The organism is Pseudomonas sp. MYb13 (assembly GCF_002980075.1).
Taxonomy (GTDB): domain Bacteria; phylum Pseudomonadota; class Gammaproteobacteria; order Pseudomonadales; family Pseudomonadaceae; genus Aquipseudomonas; species Aquipseudomonas lurida.
On sequence record NZ_PCQI01000004.1, the window covers coordinates 39,909 to 55,598 of the forward strand.

At 60.9% G+C, this 15,690-nt stretch carries 13 protein-coding genes; 10 read left to right on the forward strand and 3 right to left on the reverse strand.

The genetic code is table 11. The annotated features are described in order from the left end of the window. Window positions 1–169 precede the first annotated feature (169 nt). Genes flgB through flgE form a run of 4 tightly spaced genes read left to right on the forward strand, consistent with a single transcriptional unit; the run spans window position 170 to window position 3,108 of the window. The gene (gene flgB / locus CQ002_RS09550) at window positions 170–577 is read left to right on the forward strand and encodes a flagellar basal body rod protein FlgB (protein ID WP_003175633.1); all 408 of its coding nucleotides are present in this window, start codon (window positions 170–172) and stop codon (window positions 575–577) included. A gap of 3 nt (window positions 578–580) precedes the next feature. Continuing rightward, window positions 581–1,024: a flagellar basal body rod protein FlgC gene (flgC, locus tag CQ002_RS09555; RefSeq protein ID WP_015885456.1), complete on the forward strand. Its 444-nt coding sequence runs from the start codon at window positions 581–583 to the stop codon at window positions 1,022–1,024. 16 nt (window positions 1,025–1,040) lie between these two features. After that, window positions 1,041–1,766, forward strand: a complete 726-nt coding sequence (flgD, locus tag CQ002_RS09560) for a flagellar hook assembly protein FlgD (protein WP_034108388.1) — start codon at window positions 1,041–1,043, stop codon at window positions 1,764–1,766. A 31-nt stretch (window positions 1,767–1,797) separates the two neighbouring features. Next, a complete protein-coding gene (gene flgE / locus CQ002_RS09565; protein ID WP_034108387.1) occupies window positions 1,798–3,108 on the forward strand; it encodes a flagellar hook protein FlgE in 1,311 nt (436 codons plus the stop codon). Window positions 3,109–3,385: 277 nt separating this feature from the next. Here flgE and CQ002_RS09570 read toward each other — a convergent pair whose 3' ends face one another. Beyond that, window positions 3,386–6,283, reverse strand: a complete 2,898-nt coding sequence (locus tag CQ002_RS09570) for a ribonucleoside-diphosphate reductase subunit alpha (protein WP_098467243.1) — start codon at window positions 6,281–6,283, stop codon at window positions 3,386–3,388. Between the two features lie 848 nt (window positions 6,284–7,131). On the opposite strand from CQ002_RS09570, the gene CQ002_RS09575 reads away from it, so the two are divergent. After that, window positions 7,132–7,857, forward strand: coding sequence for a response regulator (locus CQ002_RS09575; protein WP_034108385.1), 726 nt, complete (start codon window positions 7,132–7,134; stop codon window positions 7,855–7,857). Next, a complete protein-coding gene (locus CQ002_RS09580) occupies window positions 7,854–9,464 on the forward strand; it encodes an ATP-binding protein (RefSeq protein WP_034108384.1) in 1,611 nt (536 codons plus the stop codon). The genes CQ002_RS09575 and CQ002_RS09580 overlap by 4 nt, the downstream gene beginning before the upstream one ends. Window positions 9,465–9,482: 18 nt before the next feature. Here CQ002_RS09580 and CQ002_RS09585 read toward each other — a convergent pair whose 3' ends face one another. Further along, the gene (locus tag CQ002_RS09585) at window positions 9,483–10,199 is read right to left on the reverse strand and encodes a 4'-phosphopantetheinyl transferase (protein WP_105162752.1); all 717 of its coding nucleotides are present in this window, start codon (window positions 10,197–10,199) and stop codon (window positions 9,483–9,485) included. A gap of 147 nt (window positions 10,200–10,346) precedes the next feature. Here CQ002_RS09585 and CQ002_RS09590 point away from each other — a divergent pair, with 147 nt between their 5' ends. From CQ002_RS09590 to CQ002_RS09600, 3 genes are read left to right on the forward strand one after another with little or no spacing between them, the layout of a single operon-like run. After that, window positions 10,347–10,655 (forward strand): hypothetical protein, encoded by a 309-nt coding sequence (locus tag CQ002_RS09590; protein WP_034108380.1) that lies wholly within the window; start codon window positions 10,347–10,349, stop codon window positions 10,653–10,655. A gap of 18 nt (window positions 10,656–10,673) precedes the next feature. After that, the gene (locus tag CQ002_RS09595) at window positions 10,674–11,351 is read left to right on the forward strand and encodes a response regulator (protein ID WP_034108378.1); all 678 of its coding nucleotides are present in this window, start codon (window positions 10,674–10,676) and stop codon (window positions 11,349–11,351) included. Continuing rightward, window positions 11,348–12,694, forward strand: coding sequence for an ATP-binding protein (locus CQ002_RS09600; protein WP_105162751.1), 1,347 nt, complete (start codon window positions 11,348–11,350; stop codon window positions 12,692–12,694). Before CQ002_RS09595 ends, CQ002_RS09600 begins: the two co-directional genes overlap by 4 nt. 260 nt (window positions 12,695–12,954) lie before the next feature. On the opposite strand, the gene CQ002_RS09605 is transcribed toward CQ002_RS09600, so the two are convergent. Continuing rightward, window positions 12,955–13,953, reverse strand: a complete 999-nt coding sequence (locus tag CQ002_RS09605; RefSeq protein WP_034108374.1) for an AraC family transcriptional regulator — start codon at window positions 13,951–13,953, stop codon at window positions 12,955–12,957. 340 nt (window positions 13,954–14,293) lie between these two features. Here CQ002_RS09605 and CQ002_RS09610 point away from each other — a divergent pair, with 340 nt between their 5' ends. Then, a complete protein-coding gene (locus tag CQ002_RS09610; RefSeq protein ID WP_034108373.1) occupies window positions 14,294–15,625 on the forward strand; it encodes a dicarboxylate/amino acid:cation symporter in 1,332 nt (443 codons plus the stop codon). Window positions 15,626–15,690 lie beyond the last annotated feature (65 nt).

Consider the following 15,690-nt stretch of genomic DNA (forward strand, 5'->3'; position numbering starts at 1 on the left):
TCCCCATTGCCGCTTTACTGGCGCCACGCGGAAACCCCTTGCCGCTTTTCTGGCATTGCCGCCGGTAACTCCCTGCGAAACCCTTGATATACGGGCCTCCGCCAGATTGGCATGCACCTTGCTATAACCCAGTTAACGAAAAGCAGGTCAGCCCTTAAAGGTCACCCCCATGAGCATCAGCTTCGATAAAGCGCTCGGTATCCACGAACAAGCCCTGGGCTTCCGCGCCCAGCGTGCCGAAGTCCTGGCCAACAACATTGCCAACGCCGATACCCCGAACTACAAGGCTCGGGACCTGGACTTCTCCGCCGTGCTCGCCGCGCAGCAGGACAAGACCAAGAACGGCACCTTCGCCTTGAACATGACCAACAGCCGTCATATCGAAGCGCAAGGCCTGAGCAGTGGTGACGAGTCGTTGCTGTATCGCACGCCGATGCAGCCGTCGATCGACCAGAACACTGTCGACGCCCAGCTGGAGCAATCGGCCTACGCCGAGAACTCGGTGAACTTTCAAGCCAGCTTCACCCTGCTTAACAGCAAATTCAAAGGGCTGATGTCAGCCCTGCGTGGAGAGTAAGCCATGTCCCTGTCCAGTGTTTTCAATATTGCCGGCAGTGGCATGAGCGCGCAGACCACGCGCTTGAACACCGTCGCCAGTAACATCGCCAACGCCGAGACCGTGTCTTCGAGCATTGACCAGACCTACCGCGCCCGTCACCCGGTGTTCGCCACCATGTTCCAGGGTGGCCAGAGCGGCGGCAGCGATTCGCTGTTCCAGGACCAAGGCGCAGCCGGCTCCGGCGTGCAGGTGCTCGGTGTGGTTGAAGACCAGAGCAATCTGGAAGCCCGCTACGAGCCTAACCACCCTGCGGCGAACGAAAAAGGCTACGTCTACTACCCGAACGTCAACGTGGTCGAGGAAATGGCTGACATGATCTCTGCCAGCCGCTCGTTCCAGACCAACGCGGAAATGATGAACACCGCCAAAACCATGATGCAAAAGGTCCTGACCCTGGGTCAGTGATAAGGGGCGCCAAATAATGGCCATCGTTGATACGTCAAACAACACGGCAGTCCAGGACCTTTTCAATTCCAAGGTCAAGACCGCGACAGATAACAGCAGCGTCGGCGACGCAGCCAAGTCTGCGACGGGTAACCAGTCGCTGGGCAAGGACGCGTTCCTGCAACTGCTGGTGACCCAGCTGAAGAACCAGAACCCGCTGTCGCCGCAAGACAACGGCGCGTTCGTGGCCCAGCTGGCGCAGTTCAGCAGCCTGGAAGGCATCAACACCCTGAACGACTCGGTGAATGCGATCTCCAGCAACTTCAGCTCGTCGCAGGCACTGCAGGCGTCGTCGCTGGTCGGCCGCTCGATCATCATCCAGACCGACAAGGCCATGGTTGATACCAGCAAGAGCATGACCGGTTCGGTGGATGTCACAGCGGCGACCGGCAACGTCTCCGTCAAGATCACCGACAAAGACGGCAACGTGGTGCGCACCATCGAAATGGGCGCCCAGAGCGCCGGCACCCAGAGTTTTATCTGGGATGGCAAGAACGACAAGGGCGAAGTGGCTCCTGCGGGCACCTACACCTTCAATGCCACCACCAAGAACGACAAGGGCGACTCCGTTGCCCTGGCCACTTCGCTGCCAGCGACGGTAACGAGCGTGACCCTGAGCAAGACCGGCGGCGAAATGCTGCTGAACCTGGCTGGCGGCATGGGCAGCGTCAAGCTGTCGCAAATTCAGACTATCGGTACATAGAGCCGGCTAAACACGGCAGAGGGAGAGAAACATGTCTTTTAACATCGGCCTTAGCGGCCTCTATGCGGCCAACAAACAACTGGACGTGACCGGCAACAACATCGCCAACGTCGCGACCACAGGCTTCAAGTCGTCCCGTGCGGAATTCGCGGACATCTACGCAGCCTCCAAACTGGGCACCGGCCAGAACAGCATCGGCAACGGTGTGAACCTGGCGGCCGTGTCCCAGCAGTTCACCCAAGGTGACGTCAACGGCAGCGGCGGCATCCTGGACATGGCGATCCAGGGCGGCGGCTTCTTCGTCCAGAAGGGCAGCGATGGTTCGCTGGAATACACCCGCAGCGGTGCCTTCCGTGCCGACAAAGACGGCTACATCACCAACAACACCGGCACCTCGCGCCTGCAAGGCTACGCAGCAGACGCTGACGGCAAGATCATCAAGGGCGGCCTGGTCGACCTGCAGCTGAACCTGTCGAACCTGCCGCCCAAGGCCTCCACCAAAGTGGATTCCACCAGTAACCTGAACTCCTCGGAGCCGGTGATCGACCAGACGGCCAAGCCGTTCAACCCGAACGACACCAGCACCTTCACCACCCAGTACAGCACCACCTTGTACGACTCCCAGGGCAACGCGCACCCGATGGTGCAGTACCTGGTGAAAACCGACGGCAACAAGTGGAGCGCCTATACCCTGATTGACGGCCGCAACCCAGATGGTTCGGCGCCAACCGGTACGCCGTCTACTCCGCCTGTGCCGTCGGCCTTGACCTTCGATGGCAACGGCAAGCTGACCAGCGTCGTGACCGGTGGTGTCTCCAACAAGACGCTGACCATCACCGGCTGGGTCCCAGGTACGGTGACAGATGGCGTGTGGAAGGCAAACGGCGCGAATGCCAACCCGACAGGGATCGCCGTCAACATGGCCAACATCACCCAGTACAACTCGGCCACTTACCGCAACCCTCCGGTCACCGATGGCTACGCCACCGGCCAGATCACCGGGCTGAAAATCGATGGCAGCGGCGTACTGTTCGCAACGTTCAGCAACCAGCAGAGCAAGGCCATCGGCCAGATCTCCCTGGCCAGCTTCAACAACGAACAAGGCCTGCAGCCTGCCGGTGGTACTACCTGGAAAGAGACCTTCGCTTCGGGCCAGCCAGGCTATGACACTCCGCAGGCCGGCACCCTGGGTTCGATCGTGGCCAACTCCCTGGAGAACTCCAACGTCAACCTGACCAACGAGCTGGTGGACCTGATCAAGGCCCAGAGCAACTATCAGGCGAACGCCAAGACCATCTCCACCCAGAGCACCATCATGCAGACCATCATCCAGATGACCTGATGCGGTAGCGCTGTACAAGAAGCCCCTCGAAAGAGGGGCTTTTTTGTGGGTGGTCGCGCAAGGTTTTCCGGCTTGAAATACAGCCGACTGCAGCAGCCGGCTTGCCGGCCAACACACGGGCAACTGATACGCCGCTATCGCTGGCAAGCCAGCGCCCACCGCGTGATGTGTGCAGGGGCGTGCGCTGCAGGCTCGGCCCCAAAAGAAAACCCCCGGCACACCCAGGGGGCATGTCGGGGGTTTCGAGTAAGCGCCTTTCAGCGCCTACCGGCTCAGCTTATTGGCAAGCTTCGCAGTCCGGCTCGTCGATCGCGCAGGCTTTTGGCACTGGGGCCGGGCCGGCTGGAGCGGCGAGGACCGAATCATCACCGTGGTTGCCGCCGCTGGAAACAGCGTTGAGCTTGCCGGTGTTGATGGTCGACTTCTCGGTGCTGGTCGCGGCCAGGGCACGGAGGTAGTAAGTGGTTTTCAGGCCACGGTACCAAGCCATGCGGTAGGTCACGTCCAGCTTCTTGCCCGAAGCGCCGGCGATGTACAGGTTCAGGGACTGGGCCTGGTCGATCCACTTCTGACGACGGCTGGCCGCGTCAACGATCCACTTGGTGTCCACTTCGAAGGCGGTCGCGTAGAGCTCTTTGAGTTCTTGCGGGATGCGCTCGATCTGCTGCACGGAACCGTCGTAGTACTTCAGGTCGTTGATCATGACCGAGTCCCACAGGCCGCGGGCTTTCAGGTCGCGAACCAGGTACGGGTTGATCACGGTGAATTCGCCCGACAGGTTCGATTTCACATACAGGTTCTGGTAGGTCGGTTCGATCGACTGCGACACGCCAGTGATGTTGGCGATGGTGGCGGTCGGTGCGATGGCCATGATGTTGGAGTTACGAATGCCTTTTTGCACACGGGCACGTACCGGCGCCCAATCCAGGGATTCGTTCAGGTCAACGTCGATGTACTTCTGGCCACGGGCTTCGATCAGGATCTGTTGCGAATCCAGCGGCAGGATGCCTTTGGACCACAGCGAACCCTGGAACGTCTCGTAGGCACCGCGCTCGTCGGCCAGGTCGCAGGAAGCCTGGATCGCGTAGTAGCTGACCGCTTCCATGGACTTGTCGGCGAACTCGACCGCAGCGTCCGAACCGTAAGGAATGTGCTGCAGGTACAGCGCGTCCTGGAAGCCCATGATGCCCAGGCCGACCGGACGGTGCTTGAAGTTGGAGTTCTGCGCCTGTGGTACCGAGTAGTAGTTGATGTCGATCACGTTATCGAGCATGCGAACGGCGGTGTTGACGGTGCGCTCCAGCTTGGCGGTGTCCAGCTTGCCGTTGACGATGTGGTTCGGCAGGTTGATCGAGCCCAGGTTGCAAACGGCGATCTCGTCCTTGTTGGTGTTCAAGGTGATCTCGGTGCACAGGTTCGAGCTGTGGACCACGCCTACGTGCTGCTGCGGGCTGCGCAGGTTGCACGGGTCCTTGAAGGTCAGCCATGGGTGGCCGGTTTCGAACAGCATGGACAGCATTTTGCGCCACAGGTCTTTGGCCTGGATGGTCTTGAACAGCTTGACCTTGCCTGGGTACTCGGTGAGGGCTTCGTAGTACTCGTAGCGCTCTTCGAAGGCCTTGCCGGTCAGGTCGTGCAGGTCTGGAACTTCGGATGGCGAGAACAGGGTCCACTTGCCGTCATCGAAGACGCGCTTCATGAACAGGTCTGGGATCCAGTTGGCGGTGTTCATGTCGTGGGTACGACGACGATCATCACCGGTGTTCTTGCGCAGCTCGATGAACTCTTCAATGTCCATGTGCCAGGTTTCCAGGTAGGCACACACAGCGCCTTTGCGCTTGCCGCCCTGGTTGACCGCAACGGCGGTGTCGTTCACGACTTTGAGGAACGGTACAACGCCCTGGGACTTGCCGTTGGTGCCCTTGATGTACGAACCCAGCGCACGCACCGGGGTCCAGTCGTTACCCAGGCCGCCGGCGAATTTGGACAGCATGGCGTTGTCGTGGATCGCGTGGTAGATGCCCGACAGGTCGTCCGGCACGGTGGTCAGGTAGCAGCTCGACAGCTGTGGACGCAGGGTGCCGGCGTTGAACAGGGTCGGGGTCGACGACATATAGTCGAAGGACGACAGCAGGTTGTAGAACTCGATGGCACGGTCTTCTTTGTGCTTCTCTTCGATCGCCAGGCCCATGGCGACGCGCATGAAGAACACTTGCGGCAGTTCGAAGCGGATACCGTCCTTGTGGATGAAGTAACGGTCGTACAGGGTTTGCAGGCCCAGGTAAGTGAACTGCTGGTCGCGCTCGTGGTTGATCGCCTTGCCGAGCTTTTCCAGGTCGAAGGTGGCCAGCACCGGGTTCAGCAATTCGTATTCGATACCCTTGGCGATGTAGGCCGGCAGGGCCTTGGCGTACAGGTCGGCCATCTCATGGTGAGTGGCGCTGTCGGCGACTTTCAGGAAGCCCAGGCCTTCGGCACGCAGGGTGTCCATCAGCAGGCGCGCGGTCACGAACGAGTAGTTCGGCTCGCGTTCAACCAGGGTACGGGCGGTCATCACCAGGGCGGTGTTGACGTCGGTCAGGGCTACGCCGTCGTACAGGTTCTTCAGGGTTTCGCGCTGGATCAGGTCACCATCGACTTCTTCCAGGCCTTCGCAGGCCTCGGTGATGATGGTGTTCAGGCGGCCCAGGTCCAGCGGAGCAAAGCTGCCGTCGGCGAGGGTAATACGGATCGACGGGTGAGCTTGCACGGAGGCTTCGTCAGCCGGGGAGCGCACGGCACGTTCCTTGGCGCGCGAATCACGGTAGATCACGTAGTCGCGGGCGACTTTCTGCTCGCCGGCACGCATCAGGGCCAGTTCGACCTGGTCCTGGATTTCTTCGATGTGGATGGTGCCGCCCGAGGGCATGCGACGCTTGAAGGTCGCGGTGACTTGTTCGGTCAGGCGGGCAACGGTGTCATGGATGCGCGACGAAGCGGCAGCGGTACCGCCTTCAACTGCAAGAAACGCTTTGGTGATGGCGACGGTGATTTTGTCATCGGTGTAAGGAACGACAGTGCCGTTACGCTTGATCACGCGCAATTGGCCGGGTGCAGTGGCGGACAGATCCAGGTTCGAATCAGCGGCCTGCGGCACGGAGCCCTGCGGGTTCTCGCGAGTTGTGTCGGTTTGCATGGGGGGTTGTCTCCACATTCTATATTTATTTGGGCACCATCACGGTGCCCACCGTTCCGTCCTGAAGCACTTACAGCAGGCCTGGGGCCTGGCATAACAACTTCGGGACAGGAGGAAGGGAGCTGTTCGCGCCGCTTCCATGCCGAAGTCTTCGGTTCGGGGCTGAATCGCCCTTGGCCGTATTCCTGATGGGTGACAGTTGCCAGGTTCAAGCACTGCAACACCCGTACCGTTTTGCGCTGTTGGAGCGTGAAAACGGCTGCCATCCGCGTGCGCGGTTTGGTCTTTGAAAAAATGCTTTGGTTCAACCAAGCAAGAGCAAGAAAGGGCTTGAGTTTCTTGTCTGATCTGTGTTTGGTTTTTTCGCCCAAAACCCTACATGTAGGGTTTTTTTAGCGCCGAGCTACAAGATAATGCGTTTTGGGGGGCTTAGCAACGCACTACCTGTGGATAACGCTGTGGGTAAAATGTGTATGAAACGTGGAACAGCCGTGTAGGCCGCATTGCTGCTGGATTAGGCCGTTTGTCACCGAATATTCCAAGGTAAAAACAGCAGGTTGGATTTTTGAGGGCGCGAACCCTATCACAAAAAAAGGCGATCACCGAATGGATTTCCCGGCTTGTGTTTGGGGACTGGCTCATGGCTACAATCGGTATGTTATGCCCTCAAAACATTACAAATAAGGTGGCCGGGCAACGATCAAACCTGTGGGAGCGGGCTTGCCCGCGATTGCAGTGCGTCAGTCACCGATGCATTGACTGAAACGCCGCCATCGCGGGTAGGCCCGCTCCCACATTTGACGTCATTGGCTGACGATTCCCTCCCTATATAAAAACGAGGATCACGCATGGAGCATGAAGCCTGGCAGGTATTGATCGTCGAGGATGACGAACGGCTGGCCGAGTTGACCCGCGAGTACCTGGAGAGCAACGGCCTGCGGGTGTCGGTGGAGGGCGATGGTGCCCAGGCGGCGGCGCGCATCATCGCCGAACAGCCAGACCTGGTGATCCTCGACCTGATGCTGCCCGGCGAAGACGGCCTGAGCATCTGCCGCAAGGTGCGCGAGCGCTATGACGGCGTGATCCTGATGCTCACCGCACGCACCGACGACATGGACCAAGTGCTGGGCCTGGACATGGGCGCCGACGACTACGTGTGCAAACCCGTGCGCCCACGCTTGCTGCTGGCGCGTATCCAGGCGTTATTGCGGCGCAGCGAACCGGCGGAGCCAGCTGCCGTGGAGAGCCAGCGCCGCCTGCAATTCGGCCCCTTGGTGGTGGACAATGCCCTGCGCGAGGCCTGGCTGAATAATGACGGTATCGAACTGACCAGCGCCGAATTCGATCTGCTGTGGCTGCTGGTGGCGAACGCCGGGCGCATTCTGTCGCGCGAAGAAATCTTCATCGCCCTGCGCGGCATCGGCTACGACGGCCAGGACCGTTCGATCGATGTGCGCATTTCACGCATTCGCCCGAAAATCGGCGACGACCCGATCCACCCGCGGCTGATCAAGACCATTCGCAGTAAAGGCTACCTGTTCGTCCCCGAAGCCGCCGCCGACATGCCGCTGTGAACTCGATCTTCCTGCGCATCTACGGCGGCATGTGCGCGGCGCTGATCCTGGTCGCGCTGCTTGGGGTACTGGCCCTGCACCTGCTCAACGAGGTGCGCAGCGGCCAGTACCGCGAGCGTCTGGCCCACGGCACCTTCGCGTTGATGGGCGATAACCTGCAACCCATGAGCCCCATCGAGCGCCAGCGTGCCCTGGCGGTGTGGGAGCGTTTGCTGGGAATCCCGCTGGAATTGCGCCCGCTGGCCGATGCGCAACTGGACTTGAGCCAGCGCAATCAACTGCAACGTGGCCAGGTGCTGGTGGAGCAGACCGGGCCGCATGCCGCGCGGGTGCTGCGCCTGGTCAGTAATCAGGAGCAGTGGGTGCTCACCGGCGAAGTGCAGCAGATCAGCGAACAGTTGGCGCGCGCGACTATTTACCTGCTGGCCGACGAATTGGTGCGCTTCCCGGTGGCCGAGCAGCCGCAACGCCTGGCGGCTATAAAAGAAGCCAAGGGGTTCGGCTTTGATATGCACCTGATGACCCTCGACCAGGCCGACATGGACGAAGATCAGCGCCGCCGCGTGTCGGAAGGCGATACGGTGATGGCCTTGGGCAAGGGCGGTGATTCGATCCGCGTGTTCGCCGGCATGGTCGGTACGCCGTGGGTGCTGGAAATCGGTCCGCTGTACCAAATGAACCCTTATCCGGCGCAATGGCTGATCCTGATCGCCTTGATCAGCCTGACCCTGATCGGTTTGATCGTCTACCTATTGGTGCGCCAGCTTGAGCGTCGGCTGCGCGGCCTGGAAGCTGCTGCCACCCGCATCGCCAAGGGCAACCTGGAAGTCCGCGTGCCGGCTCGCGGCGCCGACTCGGTGGGGCGCCTGGCCGCGGCGTTCAATGGCATGGCCGAGCACTTGCAGCAGTTGCTGGCGATCCAGCGCGAACTGGTGCGCGCGGTGTCCCACGAGTTGCGCACGCCGGTGGCGCGCCTGCGTTTCGGCCTGGAGATGGTCGGCGATGCCACCACCGCCGAGGCGCGGCGCAAATACCTGGAAGGCATGGACAGCGATATCCAGGACCTAGACGGCCTGGTGGACGAAATGCTGACTTACGCACGCCTGGAACAGGGATCGCCGGAGCTGAATTTCCAGCGGGTCGACCTCAATGCCCTGCTCGATCAGGTGATCGGCGAATTATCGCCACTGCGTCCGCAGGTCAACGTGGCCCGGGGTATTTGCCTGTCATCCGCGCATTGGGACGACGCCTGGGTCGATGCCGAGCCGCGTTACCTGCACCGTGCGCTGCAGAATCTGGTGAGCAATGCGATGCGCCACGCCCAGGGCCAGGTGTTGATCAGTTATCAGGTGGGCCAGGTGCGCTGCCGCATCGATGTCGAAGATGACGGCCCCGGCGTGCCGGAAAGTGCCTGGGAGCGCATCTTCACGCCGTTCCTGCGCCTGGACGACAGCCGCACTCGCGCCTCCGGTGGCCATGGCCTGGGGTTGTCGATCGTGCGGCGGATTATCTATTGGCACGGCGGGCGGGCGTTGATCAGCAAGAGCAATAACTTGGGTGGGGCCTGTTTCAGCTTGAGTTGGCCCCGGGACCAGGAGAAATCCTGATGCCGCGTTCGCGATGGATCAGGCGCCGATAGCCACCAGGCTCAACAGCTGCTCGTCCTTTACCGCAAACTGTGCGGTCAGTTCCTTGCCATGGCACCACTCGCTGGAAAGGTCCGTGAGCAGCCGCAGCCGCAGTTGGCCTGAATCGGACCACTCCAACATTTCGGCGTGCTCGAAATAAAAGCGTTTCTGCACAATCGGATAGAGCGCCTTGAACAGGCTCTCCTTGGCCGAGAACGTCAGCGTCACCAGCAGGGCATGCTGCTCACGCGGGAAGGCGCCCATGCGCTGTAGCTCATCGGCCGTCAGAATTTCCCCGGCCAAGCGCTCCGCCCGCTCCAGGCTCAGTACGTTCTCCAGGTCCATCCCCAGCCCACGCCATTGCGCCTTGTACGCGACAATCGCCGCGGCATGCCCGGTGCTGTGGGTAATGGAACCGCTGATATGCGCGGGCCACACCGGCGCGCGGTCTTCACCGATCGCGGGGATGCAGTCGAGGTGATCGAGTTGCTGCAGGGCGGCGCGGGCGCACAGCCGTCCAGCCAGGAACTCGGCCTGGCGCTTGGCCACCGAGCGCTGGATGCTGGCCGGGGGCGGCACGGCACTGCGCTGGAAGTCGCCTGCCGTTAACAGGGCCGGGTCAAAACGCGTGCTGAGAAACACTGCGCCCGGCAAGGGTTCAGGCAGGGGCCAATGGGCGTCGAGTGGGGTGCAGCAAGCGGGTAGGGGATTCATGGGCGGTATTTTGCCGAGTTGATGGGCGCGAGGATAGCCCGCTGCGGTTCAGGTGAGGTTCAGAGCCTGTTCAGGAGAAGTTCAGGGGCGCCTGCGTAGCCTTGGACCTACACCAGTGCCTACAGCCAAACGCGTAGAGGTAACCCCATGACTGCGATCAAAAAGCTGATGTTGGCGTTAACCATGCTCAGTGCCACTGCCGGGGCCCAGGCCGCTGACGGTGCCTTTGCCGCATTCGGCAGCGAGAAAACCAAGAAGTCCAGCACCTTGATCCAGCGTGTCAGCTTCGAAGAGGCTGGCAGCCAACCCACGCCCTGGGGCCAGTCCCTGGGCCTGGTCACCCCGCAACCGGGCTACCGCGTTGGCTATGAACACCTGACCGGGCAGTTCAATGGCATTAAACTGCGCCCGCAAGACCTGCAGGGCCGCTATGATATCCCTCTGTCGGACAGTTGATTTGCTTTGGAGAGCCTTATGAAATTGCTGGTGGTGGAAGATGAGGCGCTGCTGCGTCATCACCTGTTTACCCGCCTGACCGACAGCGGGCACGTGGTCGAGGCCGTGGCCAATGCCGAGGAAGCCCTGTACCAGACGGGCCAGTTCAATCATGACCTGGCGATCATCGACCTGGGTTTGCCGGGCATGGGCGGCCTGGACCTGATCCGCCAACTGCGCAGCCAGGCCAAGACCTTCCCGATCCTGATCCTCACCGCCCGCGGCAACTGGCAGGACAAGGTCGAGGGCCTGGCTGCCGGCGCTGACGATTATGTGGTCAAGCCGTTCCAGTTCGAAGAGCTGGAGGCGCGGATGAACGCCTTACTGCGTCGCTCCAGCGGGTTTACCCAGTCGACCATCGTGGCTGGCCCCTTGCTGCTGGACCTCAACCGCAAGCAGGCGTCCCTCGAGGAGCAACCGCTGGCGTTGACGGCGTATGAATACCGCATCCTCGAATACTTGATGCGCCATCATCAACAAGTGGTCGCCAAGGATCGCTTGATGGAACAGCTCTACCCTGACGACGACGAGCGTGATCCGAACGTGATCGAAGTGCTGGTCGGTCGCCTGCGCCGCAAGCTCGAAGGCCCGGGCGGGTTCAAGCCGATCGACACCGTGCGTGGCCTGGGCTACCTGTTCAATGAGCGCTGCCGTTGATTCGCTCGCTACGCGTGCGCTTGATGCTGGCGGCCGCCACCCTGGCCGTGCTGTTCATGCTGGGCTTGTTGCCGGCCATGCAGGGGGCATTCAGCCTGGCGTTGCAGGACTCCATCGAGCAGCGCCTGGCGTCGGATGTCACTACCCTGATCTCCGCCGCGCGGGTCGAAAACAACCGCCTGCAGATGCCGGCGCAGTTGCCGGACGAGCGCTTCAACCTCACCGATAGCCGCCTGCTCGGGTATATCTATGACCGTGAAGGCCATCTGGTGTGGCGTTCGCGGGCGACCAAGGAAGAAAACATCAATTACAAACCGCGCTATGACGGGCGGGGCAACGAGTTTGCGCGGATTCGCGAGGCCAATGGCCAGGAATTCTTCGTGTATGACGTTGAGGTCAAGCTGCTGGGCGGCAAGAGCGCGGCGTTCAGTATCGTCGCCCTGCAGCCGGTGCGCGAATACCAATTGACCCTCGAAGGCTTGCGCGAAAACCTCTACCTGGGCTTTGGCGCAGCGTTGCTGGTGCTGCTGACCCTGCTGTGGCTGGGCCTGACCTGGGGCTTGCAAGCGCTGCGGCGGCTGAGCCAGGAACTCGACCAGATCGAAGGTGGCACCCGCGAGAGCCTCTCCGAACAACACCCGCGAGAATTGTTGCGCCTTACCGGCTCCCTCAACCGCTTGCTGCACAGTGAGCGTGAGCAGCGTGCCCGCTACCGCGATTCCCTTGACGACTTGGCCCACAGCCTGAAAACCCCGCTCGCGGTACTGCAAGGCGTGAGCGAAGACATGGCCCAGCGCCCGGAAGACCGCGACCAGGCCTGGGTGCTGCAATCGCAGATCGAGCGCATGAGCCAGCAGATCAGCTACCAGTTGCAGCGCGCCAGCCTGCGCAAAAGCGGCCTGGTGCGCCACCAGGTGCGCCTGGCGCCGGTGTTGCAAAGCCTGTGCGATACGCTGGACAAGGTGTACCGCGACAAACGCGTCACGGTAACCTTCGAACTGCCAGAGGAGTGCGATGTGCCGATCGAGAAGGGCGCCTTGCTGGAATTGCTCGGCAACCTGCTCGAAAACGCCTACCGCCTGTGCCTGAGCGAGGTGCGCATCAGCCTGGTGGAAAGCCTGGAAGGCACCGAGTTGTGCATCGAAGACGACGGCCCCGGTGTGCCGTCGGATCAGCGTGCGCGAATCCTGCAAAGGGGAGAACGACTGGACCGCCAGCATCCGGGGCAAGGGATTGGCTTGGCCGTGGTCAAGGATATTATTGAAAGCTACGGCGCGCGGCTGACCCTGGGGGATTCGCCGTTAGGCGGGGCTGCCTTCAAGATTCACTTTCCGGCCGTTTGACCTTCATTGGCTGTGCCGGCCTCATCGCAGGCAAGCCAACTCCCACAGTGGGTTGGGTGCACACATCAACTATGCGTGAACCCGGTCAGAATGTTGGGGTGGTACTTTCCGGCCGTTTGACCTTCATTGGCTGTGCCGGCGTCATCGCAGGCAAGCCAGCTCCCACAGTGGGTTTGGGTGCGCACATCAACTATGTGTGAACCCGGTCAAAATGTGGGAGCGGGCTTGCCCGCGAAGAGGCCAGTCCAGACAACATCCCTCTAACTCTCCTGCGCGCGATACGCCCCCGGCGTTAATCCCGTCCACTTCTTGAACGCCCGATGAAACGCCGACGGTTCGGAAAACCCCAACTGCTCGGCAATCTCCTGCAATGACAAATCCGCCCGGCCCAAATGATAGATGGCGATGTCTCGCCGCAGCTCATCCTTGAGTGCCTGAAAACTGGTGCCTTCTTCGCGCAAATGCCTGCGCAGGGTCTGTGGGCTGATATGCAGATGCTGGGCGACGGTCTCCAGGTCAGGCCAGGGGGTGCGGTCGCGGCTCAGCAAGCGCCGCAATTGGCTGCTTAAACTGTCGCCTTCGTCTGGCCGAGAGAGCAAGTCGGCGGGCGAGCGCTCCAGGAAGTGCTTGAGTGTGCGCTCATCCTGCAACAGCGGCATATTCAAATAGCGCGCGGGGAACACCAGGCTGCTGTTCGGAGCACCGAACACCAGGGTGCAGGGAAACAGCAGGTCATATTCGCTGGCGTGAGCCGGCATTGGGTAGCTGAACGTGGCCTGGTGCAGCCGGATGCGTTGGCCGATCAACCAACTGCCCAATCGATGCCAGATCACCAGCAGGCATTCACTGAGGAAATGGTCCGGGTCCCATAACGGCGAGTCGTCCAGGCTCAATCGAGCCATATCGCCTTCGCGTGTCAGCTGCCAGCGCGGGCCCTGGGGGAATAGGCTATAAAATAGTAAGCCGCGTTCCAGCGCCTTTTCCAGGGTGCGGCAGTGGATCAGTGCGTGGCACATCATGGCGAACGTGCCGCGTTTGCTTGGGCCGTCGGCGAACCCCAGGTATTCGTCGTCGAGCGCCCGCCAGAGCATCTGCAGCAGCCGGGTGAATTGTTCCGGCGCAATGCGGGCACGGGGTTCGGTCAGTAATTGCGGGGTGATGCCCACCTGCGCCAGTAGGCCCGAGTAGTCGTAACCGACCCGACGCGCACCGCCGAGGGCCGCCCGGGCGTAATGACTCGCGATGGTACGTTCACGCATGCGAAGACCTCGTCCATTGAAGGGCGGATGGTAGCCATCCCCGGAAGGGGTCACAAGGCGGATATCCGCCAAATTGTAGGACGGGATTGGATGAGTGGGCGGAAATCCGCCACTTGATTCGCTGCTTCGAGGGAAGCCTGGAACCCCCGAGCCCTAATGTCTAAAGGCCTTCAAGGTTTTTCAGCAAAGTGGCACGGCGTTTGCGATAAGGAGTACAGCGCAGGCCAGGATTCCATAGGCCTCGCAAACAACAAATCCCTCCAGTGCAGGAGGGTTCGCAATTCAAGTGTCGTGGGCAATGGCGGATATTTGCCACACGGGACGATTGAGGAACTTTGCAATGACGACTCGTCAGCCAATCTACAAATCCCTGTACTTCCAGGTGATCGTTGCAATCGTTATCGGTATTTTGCTCGGTCACTTCTACCCGCAGACCGGTGTGGCCCTCAAGCCACTGGGTGACGGGTTCATCAAACTGATCAAAATGGTCATCGCCCCGATCATCTTCTGCACCGTTGTCAGCGGCATCGCTGGCATGCAAAGCATGAAATCGGTCGGCAAAACCGGCGGCTATGCGCTGCTGTACTTCGAAATCGTTTCTACCGTCGCGCTGCTGATCGGCCTGATCGTGGTGAACGTCGTGCAACCGGGCGCCGGCATGCACATCGACGTAGCGACCCTGGACGCCTCGAAAGTGGCCGCCTACGTCACTGCCGGTAAAGACCAGAGCATCGTCGGCTTTATCCTCAATGTGATCCCTAACACCATCGTCGGCGCCTTCGCCAACGGCGACATCCTGCAAGTGCTGATGTTCTCGGTGATCTTCGGTTTCGCCTTGCACCGCCTGGGTGCCTACGGCAAGCCTGTCCTGGACTTCATCGATCGCTTCGCCCACGTGATGTTCAACATCATCAACATGATCATGAAGCTCGCGCCAATCGGTGCCCTGGGCGCCATGGCGTTCACCATCGGTGCCTACGGTGTAGGTTCCCTGGTGCAACTGGGCCAGTTGATGATCTGCTTCTACATCACCTGCATCCTGTTCGTGCTGGTGGTGCTGGGTGGTATCTGCCGCGCCCACGGTTTCAGCGTGATCAAACTGATTCGCTACATCCGTGAAGAGCTGCTGATCGTCCTGGGTACTTCCTCCTCCGAATCCGCACTGCCACGCATGCTGATCAAGATGGAGCGCCTGGGTGCCAAGAAGTCTGTGGTAGGCCTGGTTATCCCGACTGGCTACTCGTTCAACCTTGACGGTACGTCGATCTACCTGACCATGGCTGCCGTGTTCATCGCCCAGGCGACGGACACCCACATGGACATCACGCACCAGATCACCCTGCTGCTGGTGTTGTTGCTGTCCTCCAAAGGCGCTGCAGGCGTGACCGGTTCGGGCTTCATCGTACTGGCTGCGACCCTGTCGGCCGTAGGCCACCTGCCGGTTGCCGGCCTGGCGCTGATCCTGGGTATCGACCGCTTCATGTCCGAAGCCCGTGCGCTGACCAACCTCGTTGGTAACGCCGTTGCCACCATCGTTGTGGCCAAGTGGGTCAAGGAACTGGACACCGACAAGCTGCAAAGCGAACTGGCTTCCGGCGGTACCGGTATTTCGGAAACCCGCGAAATCGACGACCTGGGCGTGGCCGAAGGCCCGGCTCCTGTCGTCAAGTAAGCGGCTGATGGCGTGACCTGACGCCAACCGCTACCCACAAACGCCCCGACTGGTTCGGGGCGTTT